Annotated in this window: 5 protein-coding genes; all 5 read left to right on the top strand. The window is 48.3% G+C overall.

Features of this window, described 5'->3' with window-relative positions; translation table 11 throughout:
- The first annotated feature begins 28 nt into the window (after positions 1-28).
- The 5 genes from AB4Z17_RS20245 (at position 29) to AB4Z17_RS20225 (ending at position 15,823) form a co-directional block, all read left to right on the top strand.
- Positions 29-883, top strand: coding sequence for a CPBP family intramembrane glutamic endopeptidase (locus AB4Z17_RS20245; protein WP_441961682.1), 855 nt, complete (start codon positions 29-31; stop codon positions 881-883).
- Position 884: 1 nt separating this feature from the next.
- Positions 885-1,685: a CPBP family intramembrane glutamic endopeptidase gene (locus AB4Z17_RS20240; RefSeq protein WP_441911166.1), complete on the top strand. Its 801-nt coding sequence runs from the start codon at positions 885-887 to the stop codon at positions 1,683-1,685.
- Positions 1,682-2,473 (top strand): CPBP family intramembrane glutamic endopeptidase, encoded by a 792-nt coding sequence (locus AB4Z17_RS20235; RefSeq protein ID WP_441961680.1) that lies wholly within the window; start codon positions 1,682-1,684, stop codon positions 2,471-2,473. Before AB4Z17_RS20240 ends, AB4Z17_RS20235 begins: the two co-directional genes overlap by 4 nt.
- Before the next feature lie 64 nt (positions 2,474-2,537).
- Positions 2,538-6,506: a condensation domain-containing protein gene (locus tag AB4Z17_RS20230; protein ID WP_441961678.1), complete on the top strand. Its 3,969-nt coding sequence runs from the start codon at positions 2,538-2,540 to the stop codon at positions 6,504-6,506.
- Positions 6,416-15,823: an amino acid adenylation domain-containing protein gene (locus tag AB4Z17_RS20225; protein WP_441961676.1), complete on the top strand. Its 9,408-nt coding sequence runs from the start codon at positions 6,416-6,418 to the stop codon at positions 15,821-15,823. The genes AB4Z17_RS20230 and AB4Z17_RS20225 overlap by 91 nt, the downstream gene beginning before the upstream one ends.
- Positions 15,824-15,836 lie beyond the last annotated feature (13 nt).

Below are 15,836 nucleotides of genomic sequence, written 5' to 3'. Positions count from 1 at the left end.
ACAACCCCATATGCAAAGGAGCATTACGTTGAAAAAGATTTTGTTTATGCTCGGGAATATCGCATGGTATTTAGGTATCTTTTACGCTTTGCTTTATCTGCTGCGTTCAACCTATCAGTATGAAGCTACACTCGGCCTTGCCAAGTTTATGGATCGTAACCCGGCGATGTTCATGGCGATATTATTTAGCTCCATTTTGCTCATCTATATGCTTGTTTTCCGTTTGAAGAGAAGCATATGGAAAGAGCAGAAGCAAACCTTGTTTCAAACTAGCGGATTCAAGAGAATCGGGGGCAAAGATGCCGGGTTGATGCTGGCTATGGGAGCAGCCGGATGCCTGTTTAGCATTGGCCTAATTGAAATTGATGTCATCGCTCAGCACTTTCCATCGATCCCCTTTCTCGTAGATGATCTCATTAGGGGAGATTCCATTTTATTCGTTATTTTAGGTGCGGGGCTTATTGCCCCCATCTATGAAGAAATTTTGTTTAGAGGATTAATTTACCGACAATTGCTTCAAGTGATGCCGCTGTATGCAGCGCTTATATTGCAAGCATTGGTTTACGCCTATTTTCAGCCAAGCCTCAGCCTGTCATTCATTGGTTTTGGTTCTGGACTCATCTACGCGATATTGTATATCCGAATAGGGAGCCTGTGGGCGCCAATTATTGTACAAACCTCAGCCATGAGTCTTATTTTTATTACAAAATATGTTGGATGGCATGAAGCGATTAACGAATTAGGAGAACCCGCGTTGTATGTTCTAACGGCTGGAAGCCTGCTCTTCCTCGTAGGTGGAACGGCATACATTTGGCGCAGAGGGCTCGAAAAAGGTGCAAGTTCAGTACAAGCAGACCCGATTACGGTTGGAAGAGGGCGATAAGATGAGAAATTGGACTGTATCAATAGGGAGAGTTCTACTAGTCATCGGATTGTATTTTGCCTGGTTTCTTACCGTTACCAAATTATTTTTTGCTTATATCTACCCGTTAAGTCCTTGGTTTGAACAAAATACGCTTATTGTCATCATATTAAATGACATTATTGGTTTTCCGCTTATGTATTTTGCGATAAAGCTAATATTTAAACAAAACCTATTCAAGGAAGCCCGATTTCAAAAGATGGATGGCAGCGCTATTTCCTTGTCGCTATGGGTGGGTTTGGGTGCGGGGTTGTTCACTGTGGCATTCTCGCAATTGCCTGCGATCCAGTCCAATCAGTTCAAATTCCAAGAGCTATTCGAATATTTGAATCGGGCAGAATGGTATGTTTTCCTCGTTTTTCTATTGCTAGGCAACGTATACAAGGAAACGTTATTCAGAGGTTTACTGCTGAACAGTTTTAGAGGCGTTCTGCCTGTCACCGTTGCGATTTTGCTGCAAGGGTTATTATATGGCGTTCTATTCTTCTTTGGTGATATTCCGCTTTCCTTGTATGGGTTTCTTGGGGCTATCATTTTTGCGCTCTTGTATGTGTGGTTTGATTCCATCTGGGCGCCGATTGCCGCGCAGGTGGCTTGCCAAGGAGTTCAATACTTGCTATGGCATCTAGGCCCGAAGAGTAACGATATATTCATATTGTCAGCCTTAATGGCAGTTGCAGGTGCCATGATTGCAGCTGGCTTATATTTGGGCAATCGCCGCTTTCGCAAGCCATACAGTCACGAAGAGGTCATTCACACATGAGAACTTTAACTGTAATTAGTAAAGTTCTACTCTATTTAGCTATTTATATGTGCGTAGTTTTATTCACCAATTGGGCGTTGAACAATTGGATTCAAGATGATGAGTTTAGTGCGTGGCTTAGCAAAAATCCAGCGAGCTCTCTTATCGCAGCGAATACGATTGTGATCGCCATTTATGTGCCGCTGCTTCGCTGGCAAAACATTCGAATGCAAGACCTTGGCTTCGTTCGACCACAATCAGCAGCGATGGCTGCTGGGACAGGAATTTGGCTTGGTCTGTTCATCGTGGTGTTCACACAGCTTGGTTGGATCGCTGAGAATTTCCCGGAAATTGCGAATTTGGTTCAATTTGTAGCTGGTGGAGGGAATTTCTTCGTATTTGTGTTGAGCAGCTTATTGCTAGGTTCTTTGCTCGAGGAATGGTTGTTCCGGGGGATGCTGATCCATGTTTTCCGCCAACGCTTCTCCTCTGCATGGTCTGTGCTGCTGCAAGCTTTGTTGTTTGGAACCGTATTTATGAGCGTAACCATTGGTGTATTCGCTGCTCTTGGAGCAATTATTTATGGTGTAATTCGCGTGACCACAGGATCGATATGGTCATCTTTGCTCGCGCATGTGTTCAGTACAGCAACCTTGTATGTCGTCTCTCATTTTATGAAGGATTCCTCTCCCGAAGCTTTTCTTATTTTGTCGTTCATAAGCGGTATAGCGATTATTGTGCATTTGTATATTTTGCTGCGTAGACAATCGGAGAATTTGAAGCGGCACAATAAAAGTATAACGAGTTAAATCAATGATTTATGGTAGTGATCACATTGCCACTGCAAACAACCGCAAAAGAGGAGTGTGCAGCATGTTCCAGTTGGATTTGTTGGAACCAAATCGCAATGAAAATGAAGGAGACGCAAGCAGTGACGCGGTGCTGGAAACCGCAAGCCAAGAAATTGCGATCATCGGCATTTCTGCCAAGCTTCCGAAGTCGGACACACATCGAGAGTTTTGGGATATGCTGCAAAATGGAGTGGACGGTGTACGCTCCTTCCCGCAGTCAAGGCGGCAGGAGCTGGAACCGTATCTTCGTCGCCTGAGCGCATTGTATGAAACCATTTCAATATTTGATGGTGCATATTTGGAGGATATCTCCTCCTTCGACTATTCCTTTTTTCGATTGTCTCCGAAGGAAGCTTCACTAATGAGTCCGAACCAGCGCATGTTTCTGCAGACCGCATGGAGCGCATTGGAGGATGGCGGGTATGGGGGCGAAGCGCTCCATGGCTCACGAACAGGTGTATTTATCGGTCATAACGCCGATGCGCTGCATGATTATAAACGTATTATTGAGACGGTAAATCCAGAAGCGCTCGCAATGGCAGCGCCAGGCAATTTAAGTTCAATGATCGCAAGCCGCATCTCTTATCTCTTGAATTTGAAAGGGCCGGCACTTAATGTCGACACCGCTTGCTCATCCTCTCTTGTGGCCGTCCATTTAGCATGTCAGTCCATTCGCAGCGGTGAATGCGATGCTGCTATCGCTGGAAGTGTGAAGCTCAATCTGCTTCCGATCGATATGGGCATTCGGCTTGGGATCGAGTCAAGCGACAACCGTGCAAAGCCGTTTGATGACAGCTCTGACGGGACGGGTATCGGGGATGGTGTAGTCGCATTGCTGCTTAAACCGCTCGCAAAGGCGCTGCAGGATGGGGATCATATATATGCACTCATTAAAGGGAGCGCTATGAATCAGGATGGCAGCTCCGTAGGCATTACTGCGCCTAACGCCTTGGCGCAGGAGGATGTCATTGTCCGTGCTTGGCAGGATGCAGCCATTGATCCCGAAACGATCATGTATTTGGAAGCGCATGGTACAGGAACCACATTGGGAGATCCGATTGAGATTGACGGCATTACGAGAGCATTCAGACGTTTTACAGACAAGAGGCAGTTCTGTGCGATTGGCTCGGTCAAAAGCAATATCGGACATCTCGATCATGCTGCTGGTATTACGGGGCTGCTGAAGGCAGTTCTTTCCCTTTGCAATAAACAGATTCCACCTACGCTTCATTATCGTTTCCCCAATCGCAAAATATCGTTTGTTGATTCTCCAGTGTATGTCAACGACAAGCTATCGCATTGGAGTGACGAGTTTGGTGCGCGTAGATGCGGTATTAGCGCATTTGGTATGAGCGGAACCAACTGCCATGTTGTGCTGGAAGAAGCACCATCAATGTCAATGAATGATAGCGTAATGTTGGACGAGGCAGCGCATGCAGCTTATGGGGAAGAAAAAAATGAAGTTTTTTGCCTATCCGCCCAAAGCGAATCGGCTCTTAAGCGATCCATTATTAATTATCGTGCTTGGTTTGCCGATCAGGAGCAGCATGAGTGGCGCTTGACGGACATCTGCTATAGCGCGGCGATAGGTCGCGGACATTATCGATATCGTTTGGCGATCGTCGCCAAAAATGAAGTTGAGCTTAGAAATAGGCTGGAAGCTTTGGATGTTGAGCGGTTGAAAAACACGATGATGCCGAATATTTATTACGGCGATTCAAATGCAGTGCATTCGGGAGGGAATGACGAGCGAAAGCAAAAGGAGCTCTTAGAGCAGGTTGTCCGCAGTAATTGGGGCAACGATGGTGTAAGTACACAGTTAGCTCAGTTATATGCAGCTGGTGCTAAAGTAGATTGGAAGGAGCTTTATCGTGATGAGAGACGCAGAAGGGTACCGCTGCCTGTATATTCATTTGATCCCTATCCGTGTTGGGTAGAGGAAGATGATCGCAGTGTTAATATAGCACCTCTGAGAGAGATCAAACATGAATCGGCAGTTAACCACGTGAGGCTGTGCAGTGAAGGTGCTGTCTCGGAATCGGAGCAAAGTGTCGCTAATGTATGGGGGGAACTGCTCGGTTATCGTGAGCTCAGCAATGAAGCTAACTTCTATGAATTGGGCGGTGATTCGATCATTGCGCTGCGAATCGTTAATTCACTTAGTCAAAGCTGGGGGATTCGGCTAGAAGTGCAGCATTTGTTAGGACATCCCACACTTAGCGGGTTTGCTGGTGTTGTGGAAGAGCGGCGATTAAGCGGTTCGCCAGAAACGGAAAAAGTAATTCATATGCCCCTGGTGGCGGAGCGGGAGTATTATACGATCTCTTCGTCGCAAAAGCGCATGTACTTGCAGCAAGCTGCCTCGCCTAGCGATAGAAGCTATAATTTGCCGGAGCTTTTGCATATAGAGGGGGAAATTGATGCAGGCAGATTGGAAGCGTCTATTCATTCATTAGTAAAACGGCATGAGATGTTAAGAACGTCTTTCGCCATAGTAGACGGTGAAATTTGTCAATTTGTTCATACTGATGTTCACTTTTCCCTTCAGCGGCTGCAGGCATCAGAAGAAACGGTGCTTGAAACGCTGCATAGCTTGTTTACATCATTTGACCTGAGTCATGCGCCGCTGCTTCGCGCTGCTTTATTGACCGTTAACCCTGAGCGGCATGTGTTGTATTTGGATATGCATCATATTGCTTCGGATGGCTTCTCAGCAGGTATTTTGCTCAAAGAGCTTATGATGCTTTACCGAGGAGAGAGTCTTGAGCCGTTAACCTTGCGGTACATAGATTACGCTGCGTGGCAGAGAGAGGAACTGCAATCGGAGCGGATGGAGCGACAGAGAAGTTACTGGATGAAGCAATGCCAGGGGGAGTGGCCTGTGCTGGAGCTTCCGACAGACTTTCCTCGTCCTCTGATGAAGAGCAATCGCGGCGAAACATTTGATATGTATGTGGACAACGAATTATCGGATAATCTGCGAAAGCTGGCAAAATCAACGGAATCTACGCTATTTATGGTGCTTTTATCGGTCTATTATACCCTTCTTGCAAAATATTCTGGCGGGGAAGATATTGCTGTAGGCACACCGATTGCGGGGCGAGTCAACCGTGAAGCTGAAGCTCTGGTAGGGATGTTCGTCGGAACACTTGTATTGCGCGGGTATCCCGTGGCAAACAAACCGTTTACCCAGTTTTTAGAAGAGATAAAAGCAGCATCGACAGAGGCTTATGAAAATTCGGATTTTCCATTTGAAGAGCTAGCATCCATGGTGGATCGGCGAGACAGTAGCCGCAATCCGTTATTCGATACGATGTTTATTATGCAAAATTTGAACATTCCCAACTACTCGAGTGAAGAATTGACCTATCGGCACGAGAGGTTCCCGCATGGGACGGCGAAATACGATCTGATGGTTCAAGCCGTGGAGCAAAATGACGGTACCCTGCGATTGGTAGTCGAATTTGGCAAGGACTTGTTCCGCGAAGAGACCGTAAGGTCGATGATGAGGCATTACATTGCGTTGCTAAGTTATGTAACGGACTATCCAGAGCATACATTAGGCGAGTGTGAAATGTTGTCCCCACAAGATTACAACAAGTTGTTGACGGAATTTGGCAGTCGTGCGGCTGCTTTCCCTAGCGCTCGCTGTATCCACAGCAGCTTTGAAGAACAGGCAAGACGAGTTCCTGGAAGAGTCGCCGTTCAGTGCAGAGGGGAGTCATTAACGTACGAACAATTAAATGGGCGAGCAAATGCGCTGGCGCGCAAGCTTGTTCGCTGCGGTGTTGGCCCTAACAGCATTGTCGGTGTGATGGCTGAACGCTCGATTTCAATGGTGACAGGAATGCTTGCGATTATGAAGGCTGGCGGTGCATACCTGCCAATTCAGATGATCTTATGTATGTTATCTACACTTCGGGTTCTACTGGGCAGCCGAAGGGTGTTATGGTTCCGCATCGCAGCTTTTATAACTTCAGCCATTCGTTGAAGCTGTTTTACGACGGAAATTTTGATGAAAGAGATCGCTGCTTAAGCCTTACCAATATTTCGTTTGATGTGAGCGTATGCGAGCTGTTTATGCCTTTTATGTTTGGCGCGTCCCTTGTCCTTTATCCAAATCCCAAGCTGCTTGATCCTAGAGAGCTAGCTAAAGTAATAGTAGAAGAGCAGATAACCTTTGCTTATATTCCGCCGACGCTGCTTCGGGATGTGGCGCAATCGTTGGAACAATCGAGGATGACGATTTCCTTGGACAAGCTGCTTGTTGGCGTTGAACCAATAAAAGATACAACGCTTGCGCTTTTTGTTCAATTAAATCCGAATATACGTATTGTTAACGGCTATGGTCCGACTGAGGCAACGATCTGCTCCAATATGTATGTGTATAAATCAGCTGCTGCCAGCGGCGTTAATGTGCCAATTGGCGGACCGATGCATGGCGTCGCGGTTCATATTCTAAATTTTGGAGACAAGCCTGCACCGGTCGGATCGGCTGGGGAGCTATGYATCTCCGGCAGCGGCCTTGCTGCTGGGTATGTTAATAAACCGGAATTGACCGCGGAGCGGTTTGTTGAACACCCGCTGCAGCCAGGCACCATCATGTACCGTACTGGTGATTTGGCTAAGTGGCTGCCAGACGGAAATACGATGTATTTAGGCCGAATGGATGATCAAATCAAGCTGAGAGGCATTCGCATTGAGCTTGGAGAAATTGGTGCGCAGCTTCAAAGACATGAGGCGGTAGACGAAGCGGTTATCATCGCACATGAGGATCAAGCAGGCGATAAAAAACTTTGCGCATACATGGTTGTGAATCAAACAATAGGAGCTCAGGATTTAAAGAGCTTTTTGAAAAGTAAAATGCCAGACTATATGATCCCTTCGTTTTTTATGGAGATCGATGCGATACCGTTAACACCTAATGGCAAAGTGGATCGCAAGGCGCTCCCAGAACCTGTTTTACAGCAACGAGTCGTTGCTGAGCTTACCCTGCCGCGAACCTCGCTGGAGGCAGAGGTGGCTGAAATATGGAGAGATGTACTCGGCATTGAGCAAATTAGTATGTATGATGATTTCTTCGAGTTGGGTGGACATTCCCTGAAGGCTGCGGTATTGGTAAGCCGGATTCAAGCTAAATTCCATGTTGAAATGCCGCTAAGCGTCGTATTTGAACGACTGTCTGTTGCGAGTATGGCTGAGTGGCTGGCAGGGGGAACGCTGTTAAATTCTGAGCTGGGGATCGGAGGAGCTATCATTCCACTGCAAGCAAATCGGGATCATTATCCAATGTCTCCTGCACAGAGACGCCAATATATGATCGAGCTCATTGCCGGACAATCGACGATGTATCATATTCCGTTTGTGCTTCACATCCTAGGTAATCTGGAAAAAAAGAAACTGGAAGCCGCGTTTACTGCACTAATTACGAGGCATGAGAGCCTGCGAACATCATTCCACTATGTGGGTGAACAGTTCTGTCAGCGAATTCATCCTGCAGAGCCATTTCAGCTAACGGAAATGGTTATAAAAGGCGAGCAGGCTGATCTATGGCAGCGCGCGTCATCTGCAATCGGAGCAGATGAGAGAATCAATGAATTAATGGCCCAATTTACAGATCCATTTGATCTCGGAAGCGGTTCACTGCTAAGAGTCGATCTTGCTGAATTGGCAGAAAACCGTCACTTGTTGTTGCTGAACATCCATCATATTGTGACGGATGGGATATCGATGAGCGTGCTCATAAAAGAGTTGATCGATTTATACAACGGGCAGGCATTGCCAGAGCTGACGGTGCAATATCGCGATTATGCAGTCTGGCAGCTGGAACGATTAAGCGGTGACTATTACTCGAAGCTGAGGCGTTATTGGCTGGGCATGTTCTCGGACGAACTCCCGGTGCTTGATCTGCCTGCAGACAAGCAGCGTCCGGCGGTTCAGCGTTATGAGGGCCGAAGGTATGCTTTTCAGCTAAACGAGGAGCTGGCATATCGGGCGCGGCAATTGGCAAGGGAACGAGGGACGACGTTATATACGGTGCTGCTTAGCGCTTATACGGTTCTCCTTGGGAAGTATAGCGGACAAGAGGATATTATCGTGGGTACTCCCGTAGCCGGACGCAATCACATTGATGTAGAAAGGCTAATCGGCATGTTCGTCAATACGGTTGCCATTCGTTGCCGTCCGCAATTAGGAATGACGATTGGCAGTTACATTACTGAAATGCACGGGAATGTGCTGCAAGCGCTGGAGCATCAGGAATTTCCGTTCGAGGATCTTGTAAATCAGCTTGATATGGAACAGGATTTAAGTCGCAATCCCCTATTTAACACGATGTTTATTTTGCAAAATATGGAGCAGCCAGYAAGGCAAGCGGGGGATTTGATCTTCGAGCCGCAGCCGTACGAAACCGGATTCAGCAAGTTTGATTTGTCGCTGGAAGCAGTGGAGACGGGGAAGGGGATCACATGCTGCCTTGAGTATGCAACCTCCTTATTTCATGAGAGTACGATCGAGAGAATGGCCGCGCATTTCTGCACAATCGTTAAGGAGATGACATCAAGCGAAGGGTCCAGGAGGACGATTGGTGAGCTGGAATTATTGGATGAGGCAGAGCGATTGCAGCTTTCTTCGTTGTTAGCAAGCGCTGATGATAAAGCGGAACAGAAGAGTAATGACACCGCGGAGAAGGTAAGAGATGCACTGCTCGATGAAACAAAAGAGATGGTAGAGATGACAGCAAATAATGCACAATTCTCTGCATCCACCGAAGAGCATTCCTGCTGCATGAGCATCATGGAAGAGATAGAGCGGCAAGCGGCAGAAACGCCGCATTCCGCTGCGATTTTATTTGGTTTGGAGACGCTCACGTATTCCGAATTAAATGAACAAGCGAATCGTCTTGCCCATACGCTTCGCAGCCGCGGGGTAGGACCGGAGCGAATTGTAGCATTGATGGCAGACCGATCACCTCTGTTAATGATCGGCATTCTTGGCATTTTGAAAGCAGGAGGGGCTTATGTCGCTATTGATCCGGCATACCCTGCTGAGCGTATTCAGTGGATGCTGGAGGATTGCGGCGATCAATGGCTTCTGACAGAAAGGAAATATGCCGGGTTTGTCATGAATGCGTCAGAAGAATGGTATTTGGATGATGCTGATCTGTATAGCTCGGAACGAGGGAACCTGGAGATCGTAACCCGTCCGGAGCATCTGGCGTATGTACTGTATACTTCCGGCTCAACGGGCAGGCCGAAGGGTGCAATGATCGAGCATCGCGGACTGGCAAGCTTCGTAAGTTCATTTCGTGAGCGAATTCCATTCGAAGCAGGCCAAAGCCTATTGGCAATGGCGACTGTGTCCTTCGATATTTTCATTGTAGAGAGCCTGCTCCCATTAACAATGGGGATGAGAATTGTGCTTTGCAATGAAGAGGAACGGAGTGATGCTCATCTGCTGCAGGAGCTTATAAAGAAGCATCGGGTAGAAGTGCTGCAAATTACGCCATCGCGTTTCAAGTGGTGGATGGCGCAGGTGAGCCAAAGCGAGGTTTGGAAATCTTTAAGCGTGGTCATGATTGGAGCGGAGCCGTTGACGATGGATCTGCTGGGGAGACTTCGTTCGGTGACGAATGCACGTATCTTTAATCTCTATGGACCAACGGAAACAACGGTATGGACATCGGTGTGCGAAGTAACTAGCGGTGAGAACATTACGATTGGCAAGCCTATTTCCGGGGCAGCAATGGTTGTGCTAAATCCAGCACTGCAGCTGCAGCCGACGGGTGTGATTGGTGAAATCTGCATCTTAGGGGCAGGCGTTGGACGGGGTTATCTTCGCCATCCAGAATGGGATCAAGGAGTATTTATTACGAGCCCGTTTGGTACAGGTGAGAGGATGTATCGCACGGGTGATCTTGGCCGAAGGCTGGCAAACGGTGAATTTGTATATGCAGGCCGCCGCGATCATCAGGTGAAAATACGAGGACATCGCATTGAAACCGGGGAGGTGGAGCAGCAGCTGCTGCTGTATGAGCGTGTGAAGGAAGCGGTTGTCATCGCATTTCAGGAGGAGGAGGGCGAGCATGCGCTTTGCGCGTATGTTGTACCTGCTTCCGACTCTAGTTGTAACAACAATATTAACGAACACAACCTCTCCGACATGATTTCGGAGCTGCAGACCCATCTCAGCAGCAAGCTGCCTGCCTATATGATTCCAGCTTATGTGATGCTGCTAGATGCAATACCGCTGACACCAACCGGAAAGCTGCATCGAAAGGCGCTGCCGAAACCTCATAAGGTTGCGCTGAGTGAGCGCAAGTACTTAAGGCCAAGAAACGAGACGGAACGCAAGCTTGCCGAGCTGTGGAAAGATTTGCTGAAATCGGACGATATTGGCGTGATGGACAGCTTTTTTGAGCTTGGCGGCCATTCGCTCAAGGCTGCAGCGCTTGTAAGCCGAATCCATGAGCATTTCGGCGTACATGTGCCGCTTAGGGAGCTGTTTTTAAATCCAACGCTAGGGTCCCTTGCTGAAGTAATTGAAGGTAAACATCTGCAAACCTATGAATCGATTACGCGCCAGATGGATCAGGAGCATTATCCGATGTCGCATGCGCAGAGAAGACAATATTTGCTGGGGCTGCTAACAGGAGAATCGACGATGTACCATGTTCCGTTTGCACTGCGAATTCGGGGCAAGCTGGATGCTTCGAGACTTGAAGCTGCGTTTTCATCATTGGTCGCTAGGCATGAAAGTTTACGAACTTCGTTTCATTATATGGATGAACAATTCAGGCAGCGAGTTCATCCAGCGACGGCATTTCATTTCGAGGATGCTGTAGAGGAGCTAGTACCAGCTGGCAAGTGGTTGGGAGCATCTGGTGATGAAGTGAGCGCCGAATCCGAATGGCTGAATGAGCTCACTACGAAGTTTATAAGACCTTTTGATTTGGAAAGCGGGCTGCTGCTAAGGGCAGGACTTCTTCAACTGGAAGAAGAGCATTACTTGCTGCTGCTGGACATCCATCATATTGTGACGGATGGCGTTTCAATGAGTGTGCTGGTAAAGGAATTAACAGCATTATACGGCGGAAATGAACTGCCAGAGCTGCGGGTGCAATATAGGGATTATGCGGTCTGGCAGGAGGGACAGCTAGGCGGCGAAGCAATCGAGGCGCATGAGCGTTACTGGTTGAAGAAGTTTGAAGGCGAGCTCCCGCTGCTGGAATTGCCGACAGATAGGAAACGCCCGATCGTTCAAACTTTCAAGGGGCGAAAATATATCTTTCATCTAGACGGGGAGCTTGCGCAGCGGGCGCGGCGTTTGGCGGCAGAGCAAGGTGTGACACTATATTCAGTGCTGCTGAGTGCTTATGCTTTTATGCTTGGGAAGTACAGCGGACAAGAGGATATTATTATTGGTACGCCAGTAGCTGGACGCAATCATGTTGATGTGGAGGGACTCATCGGCATGTTCGTCAATACAGCAGCCATTCGTTGTCGACCGCAGCTCGAACATACGGTTAGCAGCTACGTTGCCGAATTGCATGAGGATGTGCTGCAGGCGCTGGAGCATCAGGAGTATCCGTTCGAGAAGCTGGTGGAGCGGCTAAACCTCGTTCAGGACAAGAGCCGATATCCGTTGTTCGATACGATGTTTATTTTGCAAAATATGGAGCATTCAGCGTTGCAAGCGGGCGGTTTGAGCTTCGAGCCGCAGCCGTTTGAACACGGTGTCAGCAAGTTTGATTTGACACTTGAAGCTGTAGAGCGCGCGGAAGGCATTGCCTTCAGCTTGGAATATGCAACGGATCTGTTTCATGAGGAGACGGTCATCAGGATGGCGCACCACTACTGCGCGATTATTAAAGCAATGACGTCGAGCGAAAATCGATTGCGGACTCTTGGCGAACTAGAGCTGCTAAACGATGAAGAAAAGTTGGAGCTGCTTGCGGAAGTGGATAGTATGGCGTGGATGAACAGCAGTGGGGCTGATGATGAAGGGGCTGTAGCACCAGGAGATGCACCCGCTAAAATGCCGCTGAATATGCAGCGACAAGTTTCATCGTTACCAGGTGTCCCGTTCAAATGGCGATCCGTTATCGAAGAGATAGAGCGGCAGGCAGCAAAAACTCCAGATGCGGTTGCAGTCCTTTTTGAATCGGAGCAGATGACTTATCGCGAACTAAATGATAGATCCAACCAGCTGGGACATACGCTTCGCAGCCGCGGGGTGGAACCGGAGCGAATTGTAGCGCTGATGGCAGACCGTTCACCCCTGTTGATGATCGGCATTCTTGGCATTTTGAAAGCGGGAGGCGCTTATGTCGCTATAGATCCGGCATACCCTGCTGACCGTATCCAGTGGATGCTGGAGGATTGCGGCGATCAATGGCTTTTGACAGAAAGGAAATATGCGGGTTTTGTCATGAGCGCAGCAGAAGAATGGTTTTTGGATGATGCTGATCTGTATAGCTCTGAACGAGGGAATCTGGAGATCGTAAGCCGTCCGGAGCATCTGGCGTATGTACTGTATACTTCCGGCTCAACGGGCAGGCCGAAGGGTGCAATGATCGAGCATCGCGGACTGGCAAGCTTCGTGAGTGGATTCCGTGAGCGAATTCCATTTGAAGCAGGCCAAAGCCTATTGGCAATGGCGACCGTATCATTTGATATTTTCATCGTAGAGAGTCTGCTCCCATTAACAATGGGAATGAAAATGGTGCTGTGTAATGAAGTGGAACGCAGCGATGCTCATTTGCTGCAGGAGCTTATAAAAAAGCATCGGGTAGAGGTGCTGCAAATTACGCCATCACGCTTCAAGTGGTGGATGGCGCAGGTGAGCCAAAGTGAGGTTTGGAAATCCTTAAGCGTAGTCATGATTGGCGCGGAGCCGTTGACGATGGATCTGCTGGAGAGACTGCGTGCGGTGACGAGTGCACGTATTTTCAATCTCTATGGCCCAACGGAAACAACAGTATGGACATCGGTGTGCGAAGTAACTAGCGGTGAAGCTATTACGATTGGCACACCTATTGCAGGGGCAGCAATGGTCGTACTGAGTCCAGAGCTGCAGCTGCAGCCAACAGGTGTGATTGGTGAAATTTGCATCGGAGGAGCGGGCGTTGGTCGGGGTTATCTTCGTCATCCGGAATGGGATCAAGAAGTATTCATCACAAGCCCGTTTAATGCAGAGGAGAGAATGTACCGCACGGGTGATCTTGGCAGAAGGCTGGCGAATGGTGAATTTGTATACGCAGGCCGCCGCGATCATCAGGTGAAAATACGAGGGCATCGCATTGAAACCGGTGAGGTGGAGCAGCAGCTGCTGCAGCATGAGCGTGTGAAGGAAGCGGTTGTCATCGCGTTTCAAGAGCCTGAGGGTGAGCCAGTTCTCTGCGCTTATGTTGTCCTACAAAAGGCTGATGATGCTGATCTGCCAAATATGACCTCGTACTTAGATCATTATGTTGCAGCAGCACTCGAAAGTATCCATAAGGAAGAAACCGTATGGTTAGAGAGCGTAGACGGGCATTCTCTCGGTGTAACTGAGGAGCTAATCGAGCATCTGAGAGGCAAGCTGCCTGCTTATATGATTCCAACCTATGTGATGCTGCAGGATGAAATACCGATGACGCCAACAGGCAAGATAAATCGCAAGGCACTTCCAAGACCGCAGCAGACAGAACGGAATGTACGACATTACCGGGAGCCGAGTACGGAGACGGAGTGCAAGCTGGTTATGCTCTGGCAGGATCTGCTATTGACGGATAACATCGGAGCGACAGACAGCTTCTTCGAGTTAGGTGGACATTCGTTAAAGGCGGCAACTTTGGTCAGTCGGATAGGCTTACAATTTGGTGTGCGCGTGCCGCTGAGAGAATTGTTTCAGAATCCGACACTAGAGTCACTCGCTCTAGTAATTGAAGGTCAAAGCCAGCAAACCTATGAATCGATTCCGCGTCAGATGGACAGGGCGTATTTCCCGATGTCGCGCGCTCAAAGAAGGCAATATGTTTTATCTCTGCTGTCTGGAGAAGCAACGATGTATAATGTCCCTTTTGCACTGCATATCCGTGGGAATCTGGATGCGAAGAAGCTTGAGCAGGCGTTCACCGCTTTAATCATGAGGCATGAGAGTCTACGGACGTCTTTCCATTATGAAGATGGACAATTCAAGCAACGGATTCATCCATCTGCCGCATTTAAGCTGGATGGCAATGCATGGGCGCGAATGACTGCCAAACGTTTGTTGTCGGAAACGGGAATGCATGAAACCATCACTAGATTAATGGCGCGGTTCATACGACCATTTGATCTTGGCAGCTGCTTATTGCTGCGGGMAGCTCTTGTTCCGCTAAGCTCCAGCTCTCACTTGCTGCTGCTTGATATGCATCATATTGTTACGGATGGTGTATCGGTCAGTGTGCTTCTGAAAGAATTGATCGAATTGTACTCCGGCAATGAGCTTGCAGAGCTGCGGGTGCAGTATAGAGATTATGCCGTCTGGCAGGAAGCTCAATTAAATGGTCCAGGGTACGAGGCGCATGAGCGCCACTGGCTGGATATGTTCTCAGGCGAACTGCCATTACTGGAGCTCCAGACGGATAATCCGCGACCAGCGATGCAGAGCTTCGAGGGTCGCAGATATAGTTTTAGGTTGAATGAGGAACTTACGAGACGAGCGCAACACATGGCAAAAGTGCTGGGGACAACATTGTATACGGTGCTGCTTGGTGCTTATGCTCTTTTGCTTGGCAAGTACAGTGGGCAACAAGACATTATTATTGGCACGCCGACAGCAGGACGTGACCATGTTGATCTTGAGGGCCAAATCGGCATATTCGTTAATACAGTTGCGATTCGATGCCGACCACAGCCTGAAGGAACACTTGGCGGTTACATCGCCGATGTTCATAATGATGTACTGCAAGCGCTGGAGCATCAGGAGTATCCGTTTGAGGATTTGGTGAAGCGATTGGAGCTTGGGAAAAATCTGAGTCGAAATCCTTTGTTCGACACGATGTTCATTTTGCAAAATATGGATCGTTCTGTCATGCAAGGTGGCGATTTAACCTTTGAGCTTCAGCCGTTAGAGCCGGGAGTTAGTAAATTCGATTTGACGCTGGAGGTTGTGGAGAGCAGTGGAGAAATGATTTGCAGCTTGGAGTATGCCACAGCACTGTTCCACTCAGATACGATTACGCGCATGGCTCAGCATTATTGTGCAACCGTAGAGGAAATGACGGCTGCTGCCAGCCCTCTGATGAAACTAAGCGATCTATCGCTGCAAGATGGTCCGAAATAACATCCTTCTCGGC

The sequence above is a fragment of the Paenibacillus sp. TAF43_2 genome (genome assembly GCF_052113545.1).
Lineage (GTDB): Bacteria > Bacillota > Bacilli > Paenibacillales > Paenibacillaceae > Pristimantibacillus.
Note: the sequence above shows the minus strand (reverse complement) of the source record. Positions and strands in the feature narration are given on the sequence as shown.

Excerpts from the sequence above, each read along its gene's own strand:
- AB4Z17_RS20240 (WP_441911166.1), top strand. The coding sequence starts at position 885 with ATGAGAAATTGGACTGTATCAATAGGGAGAGTTCTACTAGTCATCGGA.
- AB4Z17_RS20235 (WP_441961680.1), top strand. The coding sequence starts at position 1,682 with ATGAGAACTTTAACTGTAATTAGTAAAGTTCTACTCTATTTAGCTATT.
- AB4Z17_RS20230 (WP_441961678.1), top strand. The coding sequence starts at position 2,538 with ATGTTCCAGTTGGATTTGTTGGAACCAAATCGCAATGAAAATGAAGGA.